General features: G+C 70.6%; 19 protein-coding genes and 1 rRNA gene. 6 read left to right on the forward strand and 14 right to left on the reverse strand.

The window, feature by feature from the left end:
• Nucleotides 1–208 precede the first annotated feature (208 nt).
• The 4 genes from OG867_RS06630 to thyX form a co-directional block, all read right to left on the reverse strand.
• Nucleotides 209–1,734 (reverse strand): 16S ribosomal RNA (locus OG867_RS06630).
• Nucleotides 1,735–2,272: 538 nt separating this feature from the next.
• A complete protein-coding gene (locus OG867_RS06635; RefSeq protein WP_406283556.1) occupies nucleotides 2,273–3,958 on the reverse strand; it encodes a ribonuclease J in 1,686 nt (561 codons plus the stop codon).
• Nucleotides 3,959–4,106: 148 nt separating this feature from the next.
• Nucleotides 4,107–5,006: a 4-hydroxy-tetrahydrodipicolinate synthase gene (gene dapA, locus OG867_RS06640; RefSeq protein ID WP_328902708.1), complete on the reverse strand. Its 900-nt coding sequence runs from the start codon at nucleotides 5,004–5,006 to the stop codon at nucleotides 4,107–4,109.
• Nucleotides 5,007–5,159: 153 nt separating this feature from the next.
• On the reverse strand, nucleotides 5,160–5,900 hold the full coding sequence (gene thyX, locus OG867_RS06645) for an FAD-dependent thymidylate synthase (protein ID WP_328902707.1): 741 nt from the start codon (nucleotides 5,898–5,900) through the stop codon (nucleotides 5,160–5,162).
• Between the two features lie 197 nt (nucleotides 5,901–6,097).
• Between thyX and OG867_RS06650 the strand changes: the two genes are divergently transcribed.
• A complete protein-coding gene (locus OG867_RS06650) occupies nucleotides 6,098–6,337 on the forward strand; it encodes a hypothetical protein (RefSeq protein ID WP_161211430.1) in 240 nt (79 codons plus the stop codon).
• Between the two features lie 94 nt (nucleotides 6,338–6,431).
• Nucleotides 6,432–6,983, forward strand: a complete 552-nt coding sequence (locus tag OG867_RS06655; RefSeq protein WP_406283559.1) for a hypothetical protein — start codon at nucleotides 6,432–6,434, stop codon at nucleotides 6,981–6,983.
• A 68-nt stretch (nucleotides 6,984–7,051) separates the two neighbouring features.
• Here OG867_RS06655 and OG867_RS06660 read toward each other — a convergent pair whose 3' ends face one another.
• The 6 genes from OG867_RS06660 to eccD form a co-directional block, all read right to left on the reverse strand.
• Entirely contained in the window at nucleotides 7,052–7,546 is a 495-nt protein-coding gene (locus tag OG867_RS06660) for a tetratricopeptide repeat protein (protein WP_328902705.1), read from the reverse strand.
• 11 nt (nucleotides 7,547–7,557) lie between these two features.
• Nucleotides 7,558–8,310 (reverse strand): 4-hydroxy-tetrahydrodipicolinate reductase, encoded by a 753-nt coding sequence (gene dapB, locus OG867_RS06665; protein WP_406283561.1) that lies wholly within the window; start codon nucleotides 8,308–8,310, stop codon nucleotides 7,558–7,560.
• Between the two features lie 21 nt (nucleotides 8,311–8,331).
• Nucleotides 8,332–9,711 carry a M16 family metallopeptidase gene (locus OG867_RS06670; RefSeq protein WP_406283563.1) on the reverse strand — a complete coding sequence of 460 codons (1,380 nt, stop codon included), beginning with the start codon at nucleotides 9,709–9,711 and terminating at the stop codon, nucleotides 8,332–8,334.
• Nucleotides 9,708–11,921, reverse strand: a complete 2,214-nt coding sequence (locus OG867_RS06675; RefSeq protein WP_328904477.1) for a polyribonucleotide nucleotidyltransferase — start codon at nucleotides 11,919–11,921, stop codon at nucleotides 9,708–9,710. The genes OG867_RS06670 and OG867_RS06675 overlap by 4 nt, the downstream gene beginning before the upstream one ends.
• A 270-nt stretch (nucleotides 11,922–12,191) precedes the next feature.
• Complete coding sequence (gene rpsO / locus OG867_RS06680; protein WP_003965855.1) at nucleotides 12,192–12,482, reverse strand: 30S ribosomal protein S15; 291 nt, start codon at nucleotides 12,480–12,482, stop codon at nucleotides 12,192–12,194.
• 176 nt (nucleotides 12,483–12,658) lie between these two features.
• Nucleotides 12,659–14,098: a type VII secretion integral membrane protein EccD gene (eccD, locus tag OG867_RS06685; RefSeq protein ID WP_406283566.1), complete on the reverse strand. Its 1,440-nt coding sequence runs from the start codon at nucleotides 14,096–14,098 to the stop codon at nucleotides 12,659–12,661.
• 220 nt (nucleotides 14,099–14,318) lie between these two features.
• Here eccD and eccCa point away from each other — a divergent pair, with 220 nt between their 5' ends.
• Together eccCa and OG867_RS06695 are read left to right on the forward strand one after the other, a co-directional pair.
• Nucleotides 14,319–18,257, forward strand: coding sequence for a type VII secretion protein EccCa (eccCa, locus tag OG867_RS06690; RefSeq protein ID WP_406283568.1), 3,939 nt, complete (start codon nucleotides 14,319–14,321; stop codon nucleotides 18,255–18,257).
• Between the two features lie 98 nt (nucleotides 18,258–18,355).
• A complete protein-coding gene (locus tag OG867_RS06695; RefSeq protein WP_328902700.1) occupies nucleotides 18,356–18,589 on the forward strand; it encodes a DUF397 domain-containing protein in 234 nt (77 codons plus the stop codon).
• 76 nt (nucleotides 18,590–18,665) lie between these two features.
• Here OG867_RS06695 and OG867_RS06700 read toward each other — a convergent pair whose 3' ends face one another.
• The 4 genes from OG867_RS06700 to eccB form a co-directional block, all read right to left on the reverse strand.
• A complete protein-coding gene (locus OG867_RS06700; protein WP_328902699.1) occupies nucleotides 18,666–18,971 on the reverse strand; it encodes a WXG100 family type VII secretion target in 306 nt (101 codons plus the stop codon).
• A 38-nt stretch (nucleotides 18,972–19,009) separates the two neighbouring features.
• Complete coding sequence (locus tag OG867_RS06705) at nucleotides 19,010–19,360, reverse strand: hypothetical protein (RefSeq protein ID WP_328902698.1); 351 nt, start codon at nucleotides 19,358–19,360, stop codon at nucleotides 19,010–19,012.
• Nucleotides 19,361–19,477: 117 nt separating this feature from the next.
• Nucleotides 19,478–20,653, reverse strand: a complete 1,176-nt coding sequence (gene mycP, locus OG867_RS06710) for a type VII secretion-associated serine protease mycosin (RefSeq protein WP_406283571.1) — start codon at nucleotides 20,651–20,653, stop codon at nucleotides 19,478–19,480.
• Nucleotide 20,654: 1 nt separating this feature from the next.
• Nucleotides 20,655–22,181 (reverse strand): type VII secretion protein EccB, encoded by a 1,527-nt coding sequence (gene eccB / locus OG867_RS06715; protein WP_328902696.1) that lies wholly within the window; start codon nucleotides 22,179–22,181, stop codon nucleotides 20,655–20,657.
• Between the two features lie 268 nt (nucleotides 22,182–22,449).
• Between eccB and eccE the strand changes: the two genes are divergently transcribed.
• Together eccE and OG867_RS06725 are read left to right on the forward strand one after the other, a co-directional pair.
• Complete coding sequence (gene eccE / locus OG867_RS06720) at nucleotides 22,450–23,619, forward strand: type VII secretion protein EccE (protein ID WP_406283573.1); 1,170 nt, start codon at nucleotides 22,450–22,452, stop codon at nucleotides 23,617–23,619.
• Nucleotides 23,619–24,338: a hypothetical protein gene (locus tag OG867_RS06725; RefSeq protein ID WP_406283575.1), complete on the forward strand. Its 720-nt coding sequence runs from the start codon at nucleotides 23,619–23,621 to the stop codon at nucleotides 24,336–24,338. Before eccE ends, OG867_RS06725 begins: the two co-directional genes overlap by 1 nt.
• The last annotated feature ends 313 nt before the right edge of the window (nucleotides 24,339–24,651 follow it).

A 24,651-nucleotide genomic window follows, 5' to 3' on the forward strand; every position in this document is an offset into this window, starting at 1 on the left:
GGAACAGACTCAAACGAGCCCGTACCTTCAGATACCCAACAGCGTGCCCGACCCGACCAATCATTTTTCACGTTCCACGCCGAAGCAGTACTAGTGACAAACAACTTGCCGTGCCGAGTAGTCAACGTTCCACCCATGAGCTAACCACCGTCGAACATTTGCCGACGTAGTGGCTCTGGATTCCTTACGGAATCTAGATGCTCCTTAGAAAGGAGGTGATCCAGCCGCACCTTCCGGTACGGCTACCTTGTTACGACTTCGTCCCAATCGCCAGTCCCACCTTCGACAGCTCCCTCCCACAAGGGGTTGGGCCACCGGCTTCGGGTGTTACCGACTTTCGTGACGTGACGGGCGGTGTGTACAAGGCCCGGGAACGTATTCACCGCAGCAATGCTGATCTGCGATTACTAGCAACTCCGACTTCATGGGGTCGAGTTGCAGACCCCAATCCGAACTGAGACCGGCTTTTTGAGATTCGCTCCGCCTCGCGGCATCGCAGCTCATTGTACCGGCCATTGTAGCACGTGTGCAGCCCAAGACATAAGGGGCATGATGACTTGACGTCGTCCCCACCTTCCTCCGAGTTGACCCCGGCAGTCTCCTGTGAGTCCCCATCACCCCGAAGGGCATGCTGGCAACACAGAACAAGGGTTGCGCTCGTTGCGGGACTTAACCCAACATCTCACGACACGAGCTGACGACAGCCATGCACCACCTGTACACCGACCACAAGGGGGGCACCATCTCTGATGCTTTCCGGTGTATGTCAAGCCTTGGTAAGGTTCTTCGCGTTGCGTCGAATTAAGCCACATGCTCCGCTGCTTGTGCGGGCCCCCGTCAATTCCTTTGAGTTTTAGCCTTGCGGCCGTACTCCCCAGGCGGGGAACTTAATGCGTTAGCTGCGGCACCGACGACGTGGAATGTCGCCAACACCTAGTTCCCAACGTTTACGGCGTGGACTACCAGGGTATCTAATCCTGTTCGCTCCCCACGCTTTCGCTCCTCAGCGTCAGTAATGGCCCAGAGATCCGCCTTCGCCACCGGTGTTCCTCCTGATATCTGCGCATTTCACCGCTACACCAGGAATTCCGATCTCCCCTACCACACTCTAGCCTGCCCGTATCGACTGCAGACCCGGGGTTAAGCCCCGGGCTTTCACAACCGACGTGACAAGCCGCCTACGAGCTCTTTACGCCCAATAATTCCGGACAACGCTTGCGCCCTACGTATTACCGCGGCTGCTGGCACGTAGTTAGCCGGCGCTTCTTCTGCAGGTACCGTCACTTTCGCTTCTTCCCTGCTGAAAGAGGTTTACAACCCGAAGGCCGTCATCCCTCACGCGGCGTCGCTGCATCAGGCTTTCGCCCATTGTGCAATATTCCCCACTGCTGCCTCCCGTAGGAGTCTGGGCCGTGTCTCAGTCCCAGTGTGGCCGGTCGCCCTCTCAGGCCGGCTACCCGTCGTCGCCTTGGTAGGCCATTACCCCACCAACTAGCTGATAGGCCGCGGGCTCATCCTTCACCGCCGGAGCTTTCAACCTTCTCCCAGGAGGGAGAAAGTATTATCCGGTATTAGACCCCGTTTCCAGGGCTTGTCCCAGAGTGAAGGGCAGATTGCCCACGTGTTACTCACCCGTTCGCCACTAATCCACCCCGAAGGGCTTCATCGTTCGACTTGCATGTGTTAAGCACGCCGCCAGCGTTCGTCCTGAGCCAGGATCAAACTCTCCGTGAATGTTTTCCCGTAATCGGGAGACACATCACGAGAGCGGAACGACAAGGTCGGAATAAGACCCGTCGTCCACTGCGTCCTCGCTGTGTTTTGCCTACCCGGACCCAAAGAGGACCGTGTAGGACTTTCAAAGGAACCACCAACCTGCCGAAGCAGGCCGGGGTATCAACATATCTGGCGTTGACTTTTGGCACGCTGTTGAGTTCTCAAGGAACGGACGCTTCCTTTGTACTCACCCTCTCGGGCTTTCCTCCGGGCGCTTCCCTTCGGTCTTGCGTTTCCGACTCTATCAGACTCTTTCGTGTCCGATTCCCGGTCGAAGCGGGTTTCACTTTCCAGTTCTTCGCTTTCGCGTTTCCCTTTCCGGCGGCTCCGACTTTATCAGAAGTTCTGAGTCGGAATTTCCACCCCCCTCTCGAAAGCTTCGAGGCGCACGGATGCGCTCGCTGCTTCCCGGTGAGGTGGAGACGTAAACGTACTGGAGCGGGGCGCCCCGATGCAAATCGGGGGCCCCGCTCCGGAGTTCGCGCCTGTCGGAGGGTCAGACCTCGACCACGACCGGGAGGATCATCGGGCGCCGGCGGTAGGTGTCCGAGACCCACTTGCCCACCGTGCGGCGGATCAGCTGCTGGAGCTGGTGCGGCTCCATCACGCCGTCCTGGGCCGACTTGTTGAGCGCCTCCTCGATCTTCGGAACGACCGCGGTGAACGCCGCGTCGTCGATGCCGGAGCCGCGGGCCTGGATGTGCGGGCCACCCACGATCTTGCCCGAGGTGCTGTCGACCACCAGGAACACCGAGATGATGCCCTCGTCGCCGAGGATGCGGCGGTCCTTGAGTGAGGTCTCCGTGACATCGCCGACGGAGAGGCCGTCGACGTACACGTAACCGGCCTGGACCTTGCCGACGATCTTCGCCTTGCCGTCGATGAGGTCCACGACCACGCCGTCCTCGGCGATGACGATGTGGTCCTTCGGCACGCCGGTCAGGGCGCCGAGCTCGGCGTTGGCCCGCAGATGGCGCCATTCGCCGTGGACCGGCATCAGGTTCTTCGGGCGGCAGATGTTGTAGAAGTACAGCAGCTCGCCGGCCGAGGCATGGCCCGAGACGTGGACCTTGGCGTTGCCCTTGTGAACGACGTTGGCGCCCCAGCGCGAGAGGCCGTTGATCACGCGGTAGACCGCGTTCTCGTTCCCCGGGATCAGGGAGGAGGCCAGGATGACCGTGTCGCCCTGGACGATGCGGATCTGGTGGTCGCGGTTGGCCATCCGGGAGAGGGCCGCCATCGGCTCGCCCTGCGAACCGGTGCAGACGAGCACGACCTCGTCGTCCGGCAGGTCGTCCAGGGTCTTGACGTCCACGACGAGCCCGGCCGGGACCTTCAGATAGCCGAGGTCACGAGCGATGCCCATGTTGCGGACCATCGAACGACCGACGAAGGCGACCCGGCGGCCGTACTCATGGGCCGTGTCCAGGATCTGCTGGATGCGGTGTACATGGCTGGCGAAGCTCGCCACGATGATGCGCTTCTGCGCATTGGCGAAGACGTTGCGCAGCACGTTCTGGATGTCCCGCTCGGGCGGTACGAAGCCCGGGACCTCCGCGTTCGTGGAGTCGGAGAGCAGAAGGTCGATGCCCTCCTCGCTCAGCCGGGCGAAGGCGTGCAGGTCGGTGAGGCGGCCGTCCAGCGGAAGCTGGTCCATCTTGAAGTCACCGGTGGCGACGGCCATGCCCGCGGGGGTCCGGATGGCGACCGCGAGGGCGTCCGGGATGGAGTGGTTGACCGCGATGAACTCGCAGTCGAAGACTCCGATGCGCTCACGCTGCCCCTCCGTCACCTCCAGGGTGTACGGACGGATGCGGTGCTCCTGGAGCTTGGCCTCGATCAGCGCGAGGGTCAGCTTGGAGCCGATGAGGGGGATGTCCGGCTTCAGGCGCAGCAGGTACGGGACACCACCGATGTGGTCCTCGTGGCCGTGCGTGAGGACGATGCCCTCGACGTCGTCCAGGCGGTCCCGGATGGTCGTGAAGTCCGGAAGGATCAGGTCGATGCCGGGCTGCTCCTCTTCGGGGAAGAGGACACCGCAGTCGACGATGAGCAGGCGGCCGCCGTACTCGAAGACCGTCATGTTCCGGCCGATCTCGCCGAGGCCGCCGAGCGGGGTGACCCGGAGGGCGCCCTTCGCGAGCTTCGGCGGGGTGCCGAGTTCAGGATGCGGATGACTCAAAAGACTCTCCTTACCACACGCGCCACGTACCGCTTGGGCACGTGGCGCGCATGTCATTCGTGCACTTGCTGTTGTCTTGGGTAGTGCTGTGCTGCGGGTTTCCCCACGTGTCAGCTGTGTTTCGCGTATTCAGTTGTGAAGTCCGTTGTCAGAGCTCTACCCCGCCGGCGGCGAGATCGATCTTGAGCTGGGCCGTCTCCTGGGCGGTCAGCTCGACCAGGGGCAGCCGGAGCGGGCCCGCCGGGAGTCCCTGCAGCGTCAGCGCGGCCTTGGTGGTGATCACGCCCTGGGTGCGGAACATGCCGGTGAAGACCGGGAGCAGCTTCTGGTGGATCTCGGTGGCCTTCTGTACGTCGCCGCCGAGGTGGGCCTCGATGAGCGCCCGCAGGTCCGGGGTGACGACATGGCCGACGACGGAGACCACACCGACCGCGCCGACGGACAGCAGCGGAAGGTTCAGCATGTCGTCGCCGGAGTACCAGGCGAGACCCGAGCGGGCGATGGCCCAGCTCGCACGGCCCAGGTCGCCCTTGGCGTCCTTGTTGGCGACGATCCGGGGGTGCTCGGAGAGCCGTACGAGCGTCTCCGTGTCGATCGGCACACCGCTGCGGCCCGGGATGTCGTAGAGCATCACCGGTAGGCCGGTGGCGTCCGCGATGGCGGTGAAGTGCCGCAGCAGGCCCTCCTGCGGCGGCTTGTTGTAGTACGGGGTCACGGCGAGGAGGCCGTGGACGCCGCTGCGCTCGGCGGTGCGGGCGAGCTCGATGCTGTGCCTGGTGTCGTTGGTCCCGATGCCGGCGACGATGTACGCCCGGTCCCCCACCGCTTCCAGGACCGCCCTGACGAGCTGGTCTTTCTCCGCGTCGCTGGTGGTCGGGGACTCGCCGGTGGTGCCGTTGATGATCAGGCCGTCGTTGCCTGCGTCCACCAGGTGGGTGGCGAGCCGCTGCGCGCCCTCGATGTCGAGAGCGCCGTCCGCCGTGAACGGCGTGACCATAGCGGTGAGGACCCGCCCGAAGGGGGTCTGCGGAGTGGAGATCGGAGCCATGGGTAACACGCTACTCGCTGCTCGACGCACGGTGCCCCCTCGGGGGGACAAGCAAGAGGAGCCCGGCACTGCCTGCTCGGGGGTTCAAGCAGTGCCGGGTCCGTTTGATCAGCCTAGATGAACTTCTCGAAACGCCGCAATACGGACACCGCCCTATGGGGCGACACGTCCATTTTTGTTGAAGGCTGCATGGGTGAGCGGCATGAGCCGGGCCCAGTGGGCCTCCATCTGCTCGCCCACCATCTCGATCTCCCGCTGCGGGAACGAGGGCACCTTCGCCATCTCGTGCTGCGTGCGCAGGCCGAGGAAGTGCATCAGGGAGCGGGCGTTGCACGTGGCGTACATCGTGGAGAACAGGCCGACCGGGAGCACCGCGCGGGCCACCTCGCGGGCCACGCCCGCCGCCAGCATCTCCTGGTACGCCTCGTACGCCTGGCGGTAGGAGTCCTCCATGGCGCGGGTGGTGAGCGTGTGCTGCTCCGGCGTGCCCTCGACGAACTCGTACTTGCCCGGGCGGCCCTGCTGGATGAGCTTGCGGGACGTGTCGGGGACGTAGAAGACCGGCTGCAGTTCCCTGTAGCGGCCCGATTCCTCGTTGTACGACCAGCCGACGCGGTGGCGCATGAACTCGCGGAACACGAAGATCGGGGCGCTGATGAAGAAGGTCATCGAGTTGTGCTCGAACGGGCTGCCGTGCCGGTCCCGCATCAGGTAGTTGATGAGGCCCTTCGAGCGCTCGGGGTCCTTGGTGATCTCCTCCAGGGACTGCTCACCGGCCGTGGAAACGCGGGCGGCGAACAGCACGTCGGCGTCGCCCGCAGCGGATTTCACCAGGTCGACGGTGACGTCGCTGCGGAAATGGGCCTTCGTGGGCTCGGGGGTGTCGTCGGTCACCGACAGGGTCCTTCCAATGGCGTCGCTCGGGCGGCGTCCACTCTACGGGCCGGGCTGAGAGCGTTTGCGCGCGGCTTGGGTGGGAACGTCTTTCCGGTTTTTTCTGATTTCATCGGGCGATTCGGGGCACCGAACGGGGTAGTCGTGCGTCTGACTCGATAGCACCACCCGAAAGAGACTCCAAGGAGAGCCACCCCATGTTCCGCCGGCGTGAATCCGTCCCGTTCTCGTTCGTAGCCGAGTCCGACCGGTTCCGCAGTAACGTCACACCGCCTCCCCGGCCCCGCAGTACGGTCTCCGAGCGGGCGGGACGCGTCCTGATCGGCCTTGTCGTCGTCGGGGGCATCGCAGGGGCTCTGCTCCTCGGTCTGCCTGCTCTGGGCCCCGAGCAGGCGCCGGCGCACACGCAGCAGACCGAAGCGGCGCATGGGCGCTGACCCGGACGGACCCCCTGGGGTGGTCGGTCCGGGCATCTCCTCGGTAGCCTCACCGGGCACAGCAATCGAGCGTGCTTGTGAGTGAGGATCAGTCGTGCCCCTGCCCTTTCTGACGGCCGACCGCGCGTTTGACTCGAACGCGGAGGACGTCGCGCTGCCGTTCGACGACCACGACAGCTGGCGGCGGCCCTACCGTCCCGGTCCGTGGCGGGTCGCCGCAGCGGCCGGTCTGCTGCTGCTCGCCTCGTTCATCCTGTTCGCGGGAATGATCATCGCGTTCGCCGGCGCGCTGCCCGGGGCCGGGGCGTGTCTCGCGCTCGGCCTCGCGATCATCCTGTGCGCCCTGCGGATGCTGCGCGTCGGCGCCTGGGTGAGCCGGCACGGCGTGCGCCGGGTGGGCTTCTTCCGTACGACGACCGTTCCGTGGAGCCGGGCCACTGCCGTACGTACGGTGCAGCAGCCGGTGAAGTGGCTCGGGTTCCCCCGTACCGTGCAGGGCCAGGCGCTGATCGTCGTCCGTAAGGGCGGGGACGCGGTGCCGCCGCTGCTCACGGACTCCAACGCGGATTTTCTTGCGCGGGGGGAGGCGTTCGATCGGGCGGCGGACACGATTGAGGCGTGGGGGGATGAGTATCGGCCGCGGTAGCGGTTTCGCTGCGCGAGCCGTCCGGCGACTGAGGTGTCCTCAGTCGCCGGACGGCTCTTTTTTTGTCCTCAAACGCCGGACCGGCTGGAGTGGTCGCCGGACGGGCTGGGAAGGTCGCCCGGCTCAGTGGAGCGGCGCAAGGCGATTGCTCGTTGCATGGCCTTGCGGGCTCGGGGGGTGTCGCGTGCGTCCTGGTAGGCGACAGCCAGGCGGAACCAGCAGCGCCAGTCGTCCGGGGTGTCCTCCGTCTCCTCGCGGCGGCGTTCGAACACCGCGTCGGCGGAGTCGCGGTCGATACGGCCGCTGGGGGTGCGCAGCAGTTCATCGACGGGGAGGCCGCCCTCCGCGTCCAGTTCGGCGGCCAGGGCGTTGGCCCTGCGGACGAACTGGGTGTTCTTCCACAGGAACCACACGCCGATCGCCGGCAGGACCAGCACGGCGATCCCGAAGGTGACCGTGATGAGGGTGCCGTGCTTGATGAGCAGGACGCCGCGGCTGCCGACCAGGACGAAGTAGAAGACCAGGACGGCAGCGGTGACGACGTAAGTGATCTTTGCGCGCATGGCGGGGCCAGTCAGTTCAGGTCGAGGAAGTGTTCCAGGCCGAACGTGAGGCCGGGAGTGGTCACCACGCGGCGGGCGCCGAGCAGGATGCCGGGCATGAAGCTGCTGTGGTGCAGGGAGTCGTGCCGGATGGTGAGGGTCTCGCCCTCACCGCCGAGCAGTACCTCCTGGTGGGCCAGGAGGCCGCGCAGGCGGACCGAGTGGACCGGGATGCCGTCGACGTCGGCGCCCCGTGCCCCGTCCAGCGCGGTGCTGGTGGCGTCCGGCTGCGGGGCGCAGTCCGCCTCGCGGCGGGCCGCGGCGATGAGCTGGGCGGTGCGGGCGGCGGTGCCCGAGGGGGCGTCGGCCTTGTTGGGGTGGTGGAGCTCGATGACCTCGACGGACTCGAAGTAGCGGGCCGCCTGCTGGGCGAACTTCATGGTGAGGACCGCGCCGATGGAGAAGTTCGGTGCGATGAGCACACCGGTCTCCGGGGAAGCGGAGAGCCAGCCGTTGAGCTGCGCGAGCCGTTCGTCGGTCCAGCCGGTGGTGCCGACCACCGCGTGGATGCCGTGGCCGACGCAGTACTCGAGGTTCTCCATCACCGAGGCAGGGGTGGTCAGCTCGACGGCGACCTGGGCGCCGGTCTCCGCGAGGGTCTCCAGCTTGTCGCCCCGGCCGAGTGCGGCCACCAGCTCCAGGTCGTCGACGGCCTCGACGGCTCGTACCGCTTCGGCGCCGATACGGCCCTTGGCGCCGAGGACGGCCACGCGCAGCTTGCTCATTGCTCTGCTTCCTTAGGAGTTTTAGGCGACCGCTTCGTGGAGACGGGCGGCCTGCTTGTCCTTGAGCGGTCCGATGACGGACAGCGAGGGGCGGTGTCCGAGGATCTCGCCCGCGACGGACCGGATGTCGTCCGGTGTCACCTCGCTGATGCGGGCCAGCATCTCGTCCACCGACATCTGCTCGCCCCAGCACAGCTCGCTCTTGCCGATGCGGTTCATCAGCGCGCCGGTGTCCTCCAGGCCGAGGACCGTGGAGCCGGAGAGCTGGCCGATTGCGCGGCTGATCTCCTCGTCGCTCAGCCCGTCCGACGCGACCCGGTCGAGCTCGTCGCGGCAGATCTTGAGGACGTCGTGCACCTGGCCGGGGCGGCAGCCCGCGTACACGCCGAACAGGCCGCAGTCCGCGAACCCCGAGGTGTACGAATAGACGCTGTAGGCGAGGCCGCGCTTCTCCCGTACCTCCTGGAAGAGGCGGGAGCTCATACCGCCGCCGAGAGCGGTGTTGAGGACACCCAGGGCCCAGCGGCGCTCGTCGGTGCGGGCCAGGCCGGGCATGCCGAGGACCACATGGGCCTGCTCGGTCTTGCGGCCCAGGACCTCGACCCGGCCGGCGGTGCGCAGGGCGCGGGAGCCCTCGCGGGGCGCGGTGGGAACCGCGTCCGTACGGGAGAGGGCGCCGGCCCTGTCGAACGCCTTGCGGACCTGGCGTACGACGGTGGCGTGGTCGATGTTGCCCGCGGCGGCGACGACGAGGCGGGTCGGGTCGTAGTGCTTCTTGTAGAAGCGGGCGATCTGGCCGCGGTCCAGGGCGTTGATCGTGTCGACGGTGCCGAGGACGGGGCGGCCGAGCGGGGTGTCGCCGAGCATGGTGTGCGCGAACAGGTCGTGCACGCAGTCGCCCGGGTCGTCCTCCGTCATCGCGATCTCTTCGAGGATGACGCCGCGCTCGGCGTCGACGTCCTCGGGGGCGATCAGCGAGCCGGTCAGCATGTCGCAGACGACGTCGATGGCGAGCGGCAGGTCCGTGTCGAGGACCCGCGCGTAGTAGCAGGTGTACTCCTTCGCCGTGAAGGCGTTCATCTCACCGCCGACCGCGTCGATGGCGGAGGAGATGTCGAGGGCGCTGCGCTTGGCGGTGCCCTTGAAGAGGAGGTGTTCGAGGTAGTGCGTCGCGCCGTTCAGCGCGGGCGTCTCGTCGCGTGAGCCGACGTTCGCCCAGATACCGAAGGTGGCGGAGCGTACGGAGGGCAGGGTCTCGGTGACGACGCGGAGGCCGCCGGGGAGGACCGTACGGCGGACCGTGCCGATGCCGTTGCTGCCCTTGAGAAGCGTTTGGGTACGGGCGACGGCCCGCCCCTCCGAGGAGGGGCGGGCCGTCGTCGCGGAACTACGGGACGTCACTTGTCGGTGTCGTCCTTCTTCTCGTCCTCTTCGCCCTCGACGACGGGGATGAGGGAGAGCTTGCCGCGGGAGTCGATCTCGGCGATCTCGACCTGGACCTTGGCGCCGACGCCGAGCACGTCCTCGACGTTCTCCACACGCTTGCCACCGGCCAGCTTGCGGATCTGCGAGATGTGCAGCAGGCCGTCCTTGCCCGGCATGAGCGAGACGAACGCACCGAAGGTGGTGGTCTTGACGACCGTGCCCAGGTAGCGCTCGCCGACCTCCGGCATGGTCGGGTTGGCGATCGCGTTGATCGTGGCGCGAGCGGCCTCGGCCTGCGAGCCCTGCTGGGCACCGATGTAGATGGTGCCGTCGTCCTCGATCGTGATGTCGGCGCCGGTGTCCTCCTGGATCTGGTTGATCATCTTGCCCTTGGGGCCGATGACCTCACCGATCTTGTCCACCGGGATCTTGACGGTGATGATCCGCGGGGCGTTCGGGGACATCTCGTCCGGGACGTCGATGGCCTCGTTCATCACGTCGAGGATGTGGAGGCGGGCGTCGCGGGCCTGCTTCAGCGCGGCGGCCAGGACCGAGGCGGGGATGCCGTCGAGCTTGGTGTCGAGCTGGAGCGCGGTGACGAACTGCTTCGTACCGGCGACCTTGAAGTCCATGTCACCGAACGCGTCCTCGGCACCGAGGATGTCGGTGAGGGCGACGTAGTGGGTCTTGCCGTCGATCTCCTGGGAGATCAGGCCCATGGCGATGCCGGCGACGGCGGCCTTGAGGGGCACACCGGCGTTCAGCAGGGACATGGTGGAGGCGCAGACCGAACCCATGGACGTCGAACCGTTGGAGCCCAGGGCCTCGGAGACCTGGCGGATCGCGTAGGGGAACTCCTCGCGGGACGGGAGGACCGGCACGATCGCGCGCTCGGCGAGCGCGCCGTGGCCGATCTCGCGGCGCTTGGGCGAGCCCACGCGGCCGGTCTCGCCGACGGAGTACGGCGGGAAGTTGTAGTTGTGCATGTAGCGCTTGCGGGTCACCGGGGAGAGGGTGTCCAGCTGCTGCTCCATGCGAAGCATGTTGAGGGTGGTGACGCCCAGGATCTGGGTCTCGCCACGCTCGAACAGGGCGGAGCCGTGCACGCGCGGGATGGCCTCGACCTCGGCGGCCAGCGTACGGATGTCCGTGACGCCGCGGCCGTCGATGCGGACCTTGTCCTTGATGACGCGCTCGCGGACCAGCTTCTTGGTCAGCGCGCGGTAGGCGCCGGAGATCTCCTTCTCGCGGCCCTCGAAGGCCGGGAGGAGCTTCTCGCCCGCGATCTCCTTGATGCGGTCGAGCTCCGCCTCGCGCTCCTGCTTGCCGGCGATGGTGAGCGCCTTGGCGAGCTCGGTGCTGACGGCCTTGGAGAGCGCCTCCAGGACGTCGTCCTGGTAGTCGAGGAAGACCGGGAACTCGCCGGTGGGCTTGGCGGCCTTGGCGGCGAGGTCGGACTGGGCCTTGCAGAGCGCCTTGATGAAGGGCTTCGCGGCTTCCAGACCGGCGGCGACGACCTCTTCGGTCGGGGCCTCGGCGCCGTCCTTGACGAGCTGGATGGTCTTCTCGGTGGCCTCGGCCTCGACCATCATGATCGCGACGTCGCCGTCCTCCAGGACACGGCCCGCGACGACCATGTCGAAGACGGCGTCCTCGAGCTCGGTGTGCGTCGGGAAGGCGACCCACTGGCCCTTGATCAGGGCGACGCGGGTGGCGCCGATCGGGCCGGAGAAGGGCAGGCCCGCCAGGATCGTGGAGGCGGAGGCGGCGTTGATCGCGACCACGTCGTACAGGTGGTCGGGGTTGAGCGCCATGATCGTCTCGACGATCTGGATCTCGTTGCGCAGGCCCTTCTTGAAGGAGGGGCGCAGCGGGCGGTCGATCAGGCGGCAGGTGAGGATCGCGTCCTCGGAGGGGCGGCCCTCCCGGCGGAAGAACGAGCCGGGGATCTTGCCGGCGGCGTACTGCCGCTCCTCGACGTCCACCGTGAGGGGGAAGAAGTCGAGGTTGTCCTTGGGCCGCTTGGAAGCGGTGGTGGCCGACAGCACCATGGTGTCGTCGTCCAGGTACGCGACGGCGGAGCCGGCGGCCTGCTTGGCCAGGCGGCCCGTCTCGAAGCGGATGGTGCGGGTGCCGAAGGTGCCGTTGTCGATGACGGCCTCGGCGTAGTGGGTCTCGTTCTCCACTAGTGAATTCTCCATACTCGTCGTCTTTCGTCCGAGCGCCCGTGTGGCGCCGGACGGAGCGGAGAAGCGCGCAGTCTCTGCGGGGCCGGTCTTCGATCGAAGCTCCCGGGCGTTGTCCCGGGGGCCACTACCGAGGACCGGCGGCGGCCGTGCGGCGCCTCTCCTCGTCTGTTGTTGTACGTCCAGGTTACTGAGGTTCCCCCCGGTACCGCACGTACGGCAAAGGGAGCGGCTCCCCGAGTCAGGGAACCGCTCCCTTGCGCAGCGTCCTTACTTGGCGCCGCCGGCCGCACCGCGGCGGATGCCGAGGCGGTCGACGAGCGCACGGAAGCGCTGGATGTCCTTCTTGGCCAGGTACTGCAGGAGGCGGCGACGCTGGCCGACCAGGATCAGCAGACCACGACGGGAGTGGTGGTCGTGCTTGTGCGTCTTGAGGTGCTCCGTCAGGTCCGAGATGCGGCGCGAGAGCATGGCGACCTGGACCTCGGGGGATCCGGTGTCGCCCTCCTTCTGCGCGAACTCGGACATGATCTGCTTCTTCGTAGCGGCGTCGAGCGGCACGCGTACTCCTCTTGGTCTTCGATGCGCCCACGAGTGCCCCTGGTCTGGTTCTCAGGGGAGCTTGGGTGACTCGGGAGCGAGGGTCCGATGAGCGCAGCTCCCAGAGCGAACCGGGAACGCGTACACAAACGGCCACAGCCAGACTACCAGCCGTCCGGACCCGGCCTCGCCGGGCGTCAGCCGGTGAGTGCCCTCGCGCGCGCGTAGAGGTCCAGGACGGCGAGGCAGAGGGGGAGCAGGGAGAGCAGGAGCGCGCTCTCGGCCAGGTCCAGGAATCTGCCCCAGAACGGGGAGAGGCCCTTGCGCGGGACGGTCGCCCCTGCGGCGGCGAGGAGCAGGGCGCCGGCGACGAGCGCCGCGCACAGTCCGGTCGTACGGGGGTACAGGGCCGGGTCGTCTCCCTGGACGGTGAGGGCGAGGCCGGTGACCGGGGCGGCGAACGCGCCGATGCCCGCGACCAGCAGGCAGGCGACCTGGGCGGTGTAGCGAAAGAGGCGGGCGCGGAGCAGCAGCGCGAGCCCGGCGGCGAGGGCGAGGAGGCGGGCCCAGGTGTTGTCCGAGGCGGCGAGGACGGCGGCCGCGGCGGCGGCCAGGCCCGCACAGCCCCCGGCCAGGCCGAGCAGCAGTTCGTGGCCGCGCCGGGCCCGGTCCGCGACGAGGCGGGTGTCGACGGGGGCGGCGTCCGGGGCCTCCGTGTCCTCGTGCTCGTCGCTGTAGGGGCCCGTCGGCCGGGGCGGCGCGTACCCGATCGGGAGCCGGGCGAAACGGGCGGAGAGGCCGGGCAGGAACGCGATGAGGCCGAGGGCGGCGGGGACGCAGACGGCGGCCGTGGCGGTGGCGGACGCCTCGGTGAGGATCGCGGCGAACGCGGCCAGAGCTCCGGCGCCGGCGAGGAGGGCGGCGCCCGCGAAGGGGGCGTCCCCGCACGGGGCCAGCGCGGTGAGGGCGGCCGAGACGACCAGGACGGCGGCGCAGCCGAGCAGGAACTGCAGCCGCCCCGCTCCCCCGTCCGGGTCCGGGACGATGAGGCCGGAGCCGGCGAGGAGGACGAGGGGCAGGGCGCCCAGACCGAGCGCGGCGGCGGTGACGCGGTCGGCGTAGACCCGGGCGCGTACGGCGGCGAGGGTGGCCGACAGGAGTCCGGCGACGCCCGCGACGGCTCCGGGTGGTCCGTGCAGGTCGTGGCGGACCGGGTCGGCCCGCCACAGGACGAGGGCCGCCAGGAGGAGAAGCAGCGCGCCTGCGGCCGGCGCGGCGCCGCGGAGCAGGTCGTCACTCCACAGGTGGCGGTCGCGGCCGGTGGCCGAGGCGATGGCGTCGGCGACGTCGTCGTAGACGGGCGGGGGCAGCGAGGCGGCGAAGGGGCGAAGGATGAGGATCTCGCCGTCGAGGACGCGTTGTGCGGCGAGGGTGCGGTCGCCGTCCAGGACCGTTCCGTCGAGCCGCACGAGGTGGTGGCCGGGGGGTGCGGTGTCGGGTGCTGCCGGTCCGGTGAGGCGCAGGATCTCGGGCCAGATGTCGGCGGCGGCGATGTCCTCGGGCAGGGCGACGTCGATGCGGGTGTCGGGCGTGACGACGGTGACGCGGCAGAAGCCGGTCGTTGCGGTCGGACTCACGTGTCGGGGGCCCCTGTTCGTCGCTGGTCGGCGGTGTCCGCACGATGGGCGGGTCACCCTAGCGGGCGGATCGGGGCGAAGGCTGACAGTGCGTAGGATCACGGGCGCTTCGGGGCGGGGGCCGACGGGGGTGGGCCCGACCTGTGTACCGCCCGGCCGCTCCGCCTCTCCCCGTTCGGCAGCGCCCCACACCCGCCCGCACCGAAGGATCGATGCACCGGTGAGCCAGATCGTCGTGAAGCGTCCGCCCCGCCTGCTGCCGCCGGAAGTTCCCACGAAAGAGGTGTTGTTGGAGCCGCCTCCGGTGGAACCGCGCGGGCAGCGCGAGGGGGTGTTGATGCAGCTTCTTCCGGTGCTGGGCATGGCGTCGTCGGTGGTGTTCTTCTTCTCGCCGCAGGCACCGCCGTTCATGCGGGTGATGGGTGTGCTGATGCTGGTGTCGACGCTGGCGATGGTGGTGGCCCAGGTGGTGCGGTACCGGCGCGGTACGCAGGGGCGGGCGGCGGACGTGCGGCGCGACTATCTGGCTCGGCTGGCGCGGGCGCGCCGTGCGGTGCGGCGGACGGCGCGGGCCCAACGCGACGGCCTGCTGTTCACGCATCCCGCCCCCGATCAGCTGTGGTCGGTGGTCGCCGAAGGGGGCCGGGTGTGGGAGCGGCGGCCCGGCGACGCGGACTTCGGGGTGGTGCGGATCGGCCTCGGCAGGCAGCGGCTCGCGACGCCGTTGGCCGTGCCGGAGCACGCTGCGGGTGAGCCGGAGCCGGTGTGCGCGGACGCGGTGCGGCGATTCGTGGCGGTGCACGGCTCGCTGGACGGCCTGCCGTTGTGCGTTCCGCTGCGGGAGGCGTACCGGGTGCGGCTGAGTGGTTCGGCGGAGCCGGTCAGGGCGGCGGCGCGGGCGTTGGTGGCGCAGCTGGTGGCGCTGCACTCGCCCCGGGACCTGGTGGTGGCGGTGGTGGCCGCGCGGGACGCGGTGGTGTGCTGGGAGTGGGTGAAGTGGCTGCCGCATGTCCAGGTGCCCGGTGAGGTGGACGGGGCCGGTGCGAGGAGGCTGTTCGCGCGGGATGCGGCTGGGCTGGAGCCGCTGCTCGGCGCGCTGTTGGAGGGGCGGGGGCGTTTCGTACCGGAGGGGGTGCCGCTGCCGGACCGGCCGCATGTCGTCGTGGTGCTGGACGGGGCTGGGGTGGCTCCGGGTTCGGTGCTGGGTGCTGCGGGGGGCGTGGAGGGGGTGACGCTGGTCGAGGTGGCCCCGGGTGACGCGGCGGGGCCGCGCGGTGCTCTGTGTGTGCGGGTGCGTCCCGGCGTGCTGGAGGCGGAGTGCGGGGTGGGGGTGCCGGACGGGTTGTCGCTGCCTGCGGCGGAGGCGCTGGCCCGGCGGCTCGCTCCGTTACGGGCCGGTGGGCGGGACGGGGACGAGCCGCTGCTGGCCGCGCTGGACTTCACGGATCTGCTGGATCTGGGTGACGCGGGTGCGGTGGAGGTGGAGCGGACCTGGCGGCCCCGGCCGGTCGCGGAGCGGCTGCGGGTGCCCCTCGGGGTGGGTGAGGACGGTGTCCCGGTGGTGCTCGACCTGAAGGAGTCGGCGCTCGACGGGATGGGACCGCACGGGCTGTGTGTGGGCGCTACCGGTTCGGGGAAGTCCGAGCTGCTGCGGACGCTGGTGCTGGGTCTTGCCGTCACCCATTCCTCCGAAACACTGAACTTCGTGCTCGCGGACTTCAAGGGCGGGGCGACGTTCGCGGGGATGTCGGGGATGCCGCATGTGGCCGCCGTCATCACGAATCTGGCCGACGACCTGGCGCTGGCCGACCGGATGGGCGACGCGCTGCGCGGCGAGCTCCAGCGCCGTCAGGAACTGCTGCGGGCCGCGGGCAACTTCGCGGGCGTCCACGACTACGAGCGGGCGCGGGCGGCGGGCGCCGCGCTGGAGCCGCTGGCCACGCTGGTGCTGGTCATCGACGAGTTCTCCGAACTGCTGACCGCCAAACCCGACTTCATCGACACGTTCATCCGGATCGGGCGCATCGGCCGTTCGCTGGGTGTGCATCTGCTGCTGGCGTCCCAGCGCCTTGAGGAGGGCAGGCTGCGGGGTCTGGAGACCTACCTCTCGTACCGGATCGGGCTGCGTACGTTCTCGGCGGAGGAGTCGCGGGCCGCGCTGGGTGTACCGGACGCGTACGACCTGCCGCCGGTGCCCGGTTCGGGGTTTCTGAAGACCGGTACGCGGGAACTGACGCGCTTCAAAGCGGCGTACGTCTCGGGGCCGTACCGGCCGGGTGGGCCCGGCCGGGCTGTCGGGGAGGGGGCGGGCGGCCTTGCGGCGGCGCTGTTCAGCGCGCTGCCGGTGCCTGCGTCCGTACCGGCGTCTGCGACCGCGACCGCGTCTGTGGCGGAGGTGCGCGGGGAAGACGCGGTCGTGGAGTCCGTGCTCGATGTGGTGGTGCGGCGGCTTGAGGGGCAGGGCGTGCCCGCCCACCAGGTGTGGCTGCCTCCGCTGGACCGGTCGCCGGGTCTGGACGCGCTGCTGCCGGACCTGGGAACGGACCCGGAGCGCGGCTTCACCGTTGCGGGGGATGGCAAACATGGTGGGCTGGTCGTTCCGCTCGGGCTCGTGGACAAGCCGTTCGAGCAGCGGCGGGAGGTGCTGTTCCAGGACTTCACCGGGGCGGCGGGCCACATGCTGGTGGTCGGCGGGCCGCAGTCCGGCAAGTCCACGGTGCTGCGCACGCTGGTGATGTCCTTCGCGCTCACCCACACACCGCGTGAGGTCCAGTTCTACGGGCTCGACTTCGGCGGTGGCGCGCTGGCGTCGCTGTCGGGCCTGCCGCACGTGGGCTCGGTCGCCTCGCGGCTGGATCCCGAGCGGGTGCGGCGTACGGTCGCGGAGGTGGCCGGGGTGCTGCGGGCCCGTGAGGAGCTGTTCCGGGCGTGTGGCATCGGTTCCATGGCCGCGTACCGGCGCGAGCGGGCCCGGGGCGGTCTGCCCGGTGAGGCGTGGGGCGATGTCTTCCTCGTCGTGGACGGCTGGGGCGGTTTCCGTACGGAGTACGAGGAGCTGGAGCCGGTCGTCGCCGACATCGCGGCCCGGGGGCTCGGCTACGGGGTGCATGTGGTGCTCACCGCCGCCCGCTATCTGGAGGTGCGGGCCGCGCTGAAGGACCAGCTGACCGGGCGGCTGGAACTGCGGCTCGGTGACGTGTCGGACTCCGAGTTCGACCGGAGGGTCGCCGCACAGGTGCCCGGCGGTGTGCCGGGCCGGGGGCAGGTGGCGGAGGGGCTGCACTTCCTGGCCGCGTCGCCGTGCCTCGGCCCGGTGGAGAACGCGGCCGGTCTCCCCGACCGTACGGCGGCGCTGGCCAGACGGATCCGGGCGGACTGGTCGGGTCCGCCGGCCCCGCCCGTACGTCTGCTGCCCGCCGTGCTCCCCGCCGAGCGGCTGCCCAAGGGGGACGAATTCCCGGAGCGGGGTGTCGCGATCGGTATCGCCGAGGCCGATCTCGATCCGGTCTTCGTGGACTTCGACGCCGATCCCTTCCTTCTGGTGTTCGGGGAGAGCGAATCGGGGAAGACCGCTCTGCTGCGGCTGCTCGCCCGGCAGATCGCCCGCCGCTACTCCCCCGACGAGGCGAAGCTCGTCGTCGGGGACTACCGGCGGGGGCTGCTGGGCGCCCTGCCGGAGAGCCATCTGCTGGAGTACGCGCCGACACCGGACGCGCTCGCGACGCATATGGAGGCGCTGGCCGGGGTATTCGCGCGGCGCCGGCCGCCGGCGGATGTCACGCCCCGGCAGTTGCGGGAGCGCAGTTGGTGGACGGGGCCGCGGATCTTCGTCGTCGTGGACGACTACGACCTCGTCGCGACGGGTACGGGCAGCCCGCTCGCCGCGCTCACGGACTGTCTGCCGTTCGCGCGGGACACCGGGGTGCGCTTCGTCCTCGCGCGCAACTGCGCGGGCGCGTCCCGTGCGATGTACGAGCCGTTCCTGCAACGCATCAAGGAGCTGGGCGCGCAGGGCGTGGTGCTGTCGGGCGATCCGGCGGAGGGCGATCTGGTCGGCTCGGTGCGTGCCCGCCCGATGCCGCCGGGGCGTGCGTGCATGGCGACCCGGCGCGGTGGGAAGAGCCTCGTGCAGACCGGCTGGCTGCCGGAACGGGGTTGAGTGCGGGGGCGGTCACGGGGCTTTGGCGGAGCGGATCCCCGGCCGCCTTGTTGCCTGTACGGTGCCGTGCAGAGCCAGGTACGAAAGGAGCCCTCACGATGGGCACGCAGGCGGAGAAGGACGAGCTGTACGCACTCGACATCTCGGGGGTGAAGTGGCTGTGTGCTCCCGGGACGGAGCAGGAGGAGGAGCGCGTCGAGATCGCGCACCTTCCCGGTGGCGCGGTGGCCATGCGGTCCTCTCTGGACCCGGACACGGTGCTCAGGTACACGGAGGCCGAGTGGGAGGCGTTCGTCCTGGGCGCCAGGGACGGCGAGTTCGACCTTCCGTAGGAACCGCCGGGCAGGCGTGGGGGCACGTTCGGGTGAACGTGCCCCCCTTCCTGCGTCCGGTCCCTGCGGGTCCGGCTCAGAAAGCCTCGGTGAACAGGCGCGAGGACCGCAGGTCCGTCGCCCGGTAGTGGTCCTTGCCGGTCTCGATGAGCCTCGCGACCTCATCGAGCCGGGCCCTCATGTGGTCTGCCTTGTTCCGGTACTTGTGCTGGAGGGCCACGTACTCGGCGTGCGCCTGGCCGTCCCAGGTGTCGGTGACGACCTTCAGGGCGCCGTCCATCTCCTCCAGGTCCCGGCAGATGTTCCGCGCGACCGCGCGGATGCGGTTGGCGACCTCCTGGACGCTCTCGTACCTGACCTTGGTGTGCGGGTCGTGCCCCATGGGGTTTCCTCTGGTCGTGTCGGGGAACGGCGCCGGGTTCAGACGCCGTTCAGGGCGGAGGAGCCGCCCGCGGAAGCCGGTTCCCGTACCGCCTTGAAGGCCGCGCGGACCTCCTCGTCGTTGGCGTTGCTGAGGTTCCTGGTGCCGTCGACGGCGTTGAGCAGTACGCCGAGGAGGCGCCGGATCTCGTCGTGGTCCTCGTTGACCACGAGCTGTGCGGAGGTGAACCCCGAGGCGCCGGCACCGGTCCAGCCGGCCCCCACCGTCGCGAGGACGTCGGCGAGCTCCCGGGCCTGCCGCGACACCGCCTCGGCGGTGTGGACGATCTTGTTCCTGGCCTGGACGACCGGATCGTCGGCAAGCGCGAATCCACCCGTGGGGCTGGTCATACGAGGTCCTCTCTCTGGGCCGTTCAGGCGGCTCAGGCTAGCCAGTCCGGCGTCCGTTCCCCGCCGCCACGAAGGCCCCTCGCGGGTGTACGGAGGCGGTTCCCGGCGCCCTCCGGCTCATCCCGTGCGGCGTCGGCGCAGCTCTCGTGCAACGGCCGCGGCGCCCGCCACCGTGCCGGTCAGGAGGGCCGTGAGGGCCATGGCCCAGGCGGCGTGGCGGCGGTCACGCCGCTGCGGGGTGTCGGCCGCCGACAGCGGCGCGGGGTCGGGTGCGCGGGCGCCGGGGGGTGGCCCGTCGGGGTGCGGGGCGTCCTGCGGGGCGTCGTCGCCGGACAGTGCGCGGACCGGGTCGACTACACCCCATCCGACGAAGTCGTCACGGCCGTTGACGGAGCGTTCCGCGGTCTGTTCGATACGGGCGGCGATCTGCGCGGCCGTCCAGTGCGGGTACTTGGCGCGCATCAGTGCGGCGACCGCGCTGACGTACGGGGCGGCGAAGCTGGTTCCGCTGTCGGCGCAGTGGCCGCGGCCGGGGGCGGTGGAGACGATGTCGACGCCCGGCGCGGCGACGTCCACGAAGCTCCCGGGCCGGGAGAAGGGGGCGCGTTCGTCGTCGCGGTCGGACGCGGCGACGGCGAGGACCCCGTCGAACGCTGCCGGGTAAGTGGGCGTACGGCTGCCGTCGGCGCCGTTGTTGCCGGCGGAGGCGACGACCACGATGTCCTGGCGGACGGCCTCGGCCACCGCGCGGCCCAGGTCGGAGCCGGGGGCCTGCGGGCGGACGGTCTCCTGCGAGATGTTGATGACCTGGGCGCGCCGGGCGACGGCGTGGCGGATCGCGTCGGCCAGCGACGCGTCGGTGCCGTGGTCGCGCGCGTCGTTCTGGCGGACCGGGATGACCGTCGCTCCGGGGGCGAGCCCGACGAAGCCGGTCCCCGCGCGGGGGCGGGCCGCGATGAGGCCGGCGACCAGGGTGCCGTGGCCCACCGTGTCGCCGGTGCCGTCACCGCCGGGTTCCAGCGTGTCGGCGCCGCGGGCGACCGCGCCCGCGAGCTGGGGGTGGGTGTCGTCCACCCCGGTGTCGATGACGGCGACGCGGACGCCCTCGCCCCGGGTGTCGTGCCACAGCTCGTCCAGGAGCACGCGCTGCAACGGCCAGGGGCGGCCCTCGAACCGCCGGTTCGCCGGGAGGACGCACGCGCCGCCGTCCGGCCCGGTGGCCGCACGCGCGGGCTGGGCCACGGCGAGGGTGGCCAGCGCGGCGAGAGCCGCCACCGTCCGGATCGCCGCCATGTCAGGAACCCTGCGGGCGGCGCGCGCTGGAGGTGTCGAGCCGGGGTCCGCGGGGAAGGAACTCCGACCACTCGGCCGGTACGAGGACGGGCCGCACGTCCTCGTAGCCGAGGCGGGTCTGCGCCTCGTTGGCACGGCCCCGAACATGTGGGGTGCTGCCGGTGGGGAGCGCGGAGTGCCCGGGGGCGCCGTCGCCGTTCCCCTGAACCGCGTACCGCAATCCGGTGTCCGTCACCAGGAAGAGTGATCCGTCGGGGCTGGTCTGGCGGCCCCGGACCTGGGTGTAGAGGAGCCCGCTGCCGGGGGTGACGTAGGTGCTGGTGCCGCCCGCGCCGACGGCGGCGGGGTAGGTGGTGCCGGCCCAGGTGCTCAGGGTGGTGCGGCCCCTGCCGTCCGTCGCCCGTAGTACGGAGCAGACGGTGCTCCGGTGCGCGGTGTCGACGCGGACGGCCTTGCGGGCGGGCCAGCGCGTGGCCTGGCCGGCGAAGGGTGCGGGGTCCGACACGAAGTCCTGGAGTCCCGCCGGGTAGGCGGCGCCGGCCTGGTCGAGGGCTGCGGTCTGCGGGGAGTTGACGATCAGCCAGGCGGTGAACTCGGAGACCGGCTGGACGCGGCCGTCGAGCACCACGTGGTACGCGGTGCCCGCGCCGGTCCTGGTCCGCAGCACCGCGCCGACGCGGTTCTCGCGGGCGGACAGCCGGCCCTCGACACGGGCGGGGGCGCCGATCTCGCCCGGGACGACGGGGAAGGCAACGGGGCTGCCGGTGTGCAGGGTGGCGAGCCAGTCGCCGGTGACGGGTCGCGGCCGGGCGCGGCCGACCAGGGCGTCGGTGAGGTGTCCGAGGTCGCCGGGCCGCTCGTCCACGCGGTATTTGGTGCCCCGGGCGTCCACGAGGTACCGGGTGCCGTGCGGGTCCTGTACGTAGAGGACCTGGCCGCCGGTGAGCCGGTCCGGGCCCTCCGTCAGCCGGTGGTCGCGGGCGGCGAGGACGAAGCCGGCCTCCTGTACACCGGTGCCTCCGCCTCCCGGCCGTACGCACACGGCCCACCGCTTGGCCGTGCCCGCGTCCCGCTTCCCGGGAAGCCGGTCGGGGGCGTACGGGATGCCGATGACCGGCCCGCGCGGAGGTCTGCCCGCGTCGAGGACGTCGTCGGCGACCTGGACGACGCCGTAGTCGCCGGGGTCGAGCAGCAGCCGGGCGGACGCGAGGTTCAGGACGGGGTGCAGCCGGGTACGGCGATGGGCGCCGCGGCCGGTGGTGAGCACCACGTAGCGGGTGGTCGACGTCCTGCCGACGACGACCTTGGCGCCGGGGCGGTCCCAGCCCTTGGGCGCGACCGGACGGAACATGCCGTACGCGCCGAACCCGGCGAGGAGCAGGGCGCCGGTGAGCACACCGGGGAGGACGGCGCGCAGCGGGCGCGGGGCGCCCTCGTCGGAACCGTCCGGTAAGGGCTGGAGGAAGGCGGCAAGAGCCCTCCTCTTCGCAAATGTGTACGCGTTCAGCTCGTCCCGTCGGGTCACCATGGCCCGGCCCGCCTTCCCTCTCCGCCCGCACCGCGCACCTGCGGACGCCCACCACTCGCGCTTCGGCGGGGCTTCTCGCTGTCGGCCACCACTATGCCGCCCGTGCCTGGGTGTTGACCGATCGCCGGTACGCTGTGCGCTTCCGCCCGAGAGCTCGGCGGGTCAGGTGCGGAGCGGGCCGGGACGGCGCGGACGGGGGCAGGGCGGGATGGCGAACAGGGGCGGGGCACGGCTGAACCGGCGGGCCGGGCCGATCGGTACTTTTCGATTGCAACAGCTGGTTCTGTTCGAAGCCGCGGTGTCGGTCCTGCTGTGCGCCTGGGTCGTCGGGCCCGCACTCCTGGGGCCTGCGGGCATGACGGCCGCGCTGCTCGTGGTCCTCGCCGTCGTGCGCAGGCGCCGCCGTTCCCTTCCGGCCTGGCTGGCCACGGTCATCGCCTTCCGGGTGCGGAACCGGAGGGCCGCCGCGCGGGTGCCGGTCGCCGGCCCCGGTGCCGGGTCCCCGGTGGCCCCGCTGACCGAGTGCGTACCGGGCCTGCGCACCTGTTCGTTCACGCACCGGGACCGGCGGCCGGTGGGCATGGCCGTCGACGGTACGCACCTCACGGTGGTGGTGCGGGTGGACGCGGAGGACACGGTGCTGCGGGCGGACCGGACCGCGCGGCCGCTGCCTCCGGGGCTCGTCCGGGACGTGATGGACGTCGACGGGATCCGCCTGGAATCGGCGCGGATCGTGCAGCACACCCGGCCCGCCCCGGCCCCGCATCTCTCCGGCGACGCGGTCGCCACGCTCAACTACGCACCCCTCCAGGCCCGTACGGGGTCACCGGCGGTGCGCCTCACCTGGGTCACGCTGACGCTCGATCCGGAGCTCTGCCCGGAGGCCGTACGCATGCGAGGCGGCGGCCTCACCGGGGCGCGGCGCTGTCTGTTGCGGGCGGCCGACCAACTGTCCGGCCGGCTGACCGGGGCGGGCTTCGGCGCGACCGTACTGACGGAGCAGGAGCTCGGGGCCGCGCTCGCCACCGCGGTTTGCGCGGATGTCATCGGTGCGCCTCGTGCCGACGGGACCGCGCCGCCCGCCCGTCGCACCCGGGAGACCTCGCGGACGTGGAGCTGCGACGGGCGCCGGCACACCGTGTACTGGGTGCGCCGGTGGCCGCGTTCCGGTGATGTGCCGATGGCCCGGCTGGTCGCGCTGCTCACCTCGGTGCCGGCGCCGGCCACGACGTTCAGCCTGACGCTGGCGCGGGGCGACCGGCAGGAGGTCGCCGCGGCGGGGCACCTGCGGATCAGCGCGCGCACCGATGAGGAACTTCGGGCCGCGCGGCGTGCATTGGAACGCGTGGCGCGCGGGGTGCGGGTCTCGCTCGTGCGGCTGGACCGCGAGCAGCTGCCCGGGGTCCTCGCGACGCTGCCGCTGGGCGGGGCCCACTGATGGCGGCACCCGGGTGGGCGCGGGGCCGGCTGGGGTTCGGGCCGGTCGGTCCGCGCCGGCGGCGCTACACCATCGGGCCCGAGCAACTGGCCACGCTGGACCTGCCGGTGGGCGACGACGGGGTGGTGATCGGCGCGGACGAGGAGGGCTTCCCCGCCGTGCTCGGCCTCAACCGCCCTTCCCCGTACGAGATCACACTCGTCGGCGGGCTGTGGACGGCACAGGTGCTCGCCCTGCGGGCGGCGGCGACGGGTGCGCGGATCGTGGTGGAGACGGGGCGGGCGCACGCCTGGGCGAGCCTGGCCCGGGCCGCCGGTGGCAGCGGGTGCGTCGCGCTGCACGAGGTCGGCCGGGTGCCTACGCCGGGCCCCTCGGCGGCCTCGCCGGTCGTCGTCGTACGGGACTGCGGCATGCGTCCACCGCCCGGGCGGGCCGCGTCCGGGCCGTGGCAGTCGGTGCTGACCCTGTTGCCGTATCTGGGTCCTGCCGCGTCCGGGCTGATGGAGAAGGCGTCGCTGGTGGGCGTGCAGCGGGTGTCACCCGACGAGGCGGAGGAGGCCGGGCGCCTCCTGCGGCTGCCGGCCGGCGCGGTCCGCGCGCTGCCCGCCCTGGCGGACGGGGCCACGCTCTGGTGCACGCGGCGGGGGAGCCGGATGGTGACGACCCGGGCGACCGACGCGGAGACAGGACTGCTGGGCGCCGCGCGCCGGGTGGACTGACCCGCGTACGCCTGGGAACCACCGCCGTGCGGTATGAGGGTGCGGCGGACGCAATGCACGGTGCAATTGTGCTTATTTGACCGCTTTGGGTTTCACTCCCTGCCGCACTCAGTCCACTTGGGTGCAGTACGTGACGTACGGGACAGCGTTCGCGGCGCCGTACGGCCTGCCGTGGCGGGGCCCATGGCGTTTAGGCTGGGTCCGGACGCGGCGGAGAACCTGTGGGCAGGCCATGTGCGTCCCAGGGGGAGAGCCGGGCGGTTCGCGTTACGGGAACGGCCCCCACCCACCACGGCACAAGGGTGCTCGACCA

Origin of the sequence: Streptomyces sp. NBC_00209 (assembly GCF_045206345.1) — a bacterium.
In the GTDB taxonomy this organism is placed as follows: domain Bacteria; phylum Actinomycetota; class Actinomycetes; order Streptomycetales; family Streptomycetaceae; genus Streptomyces.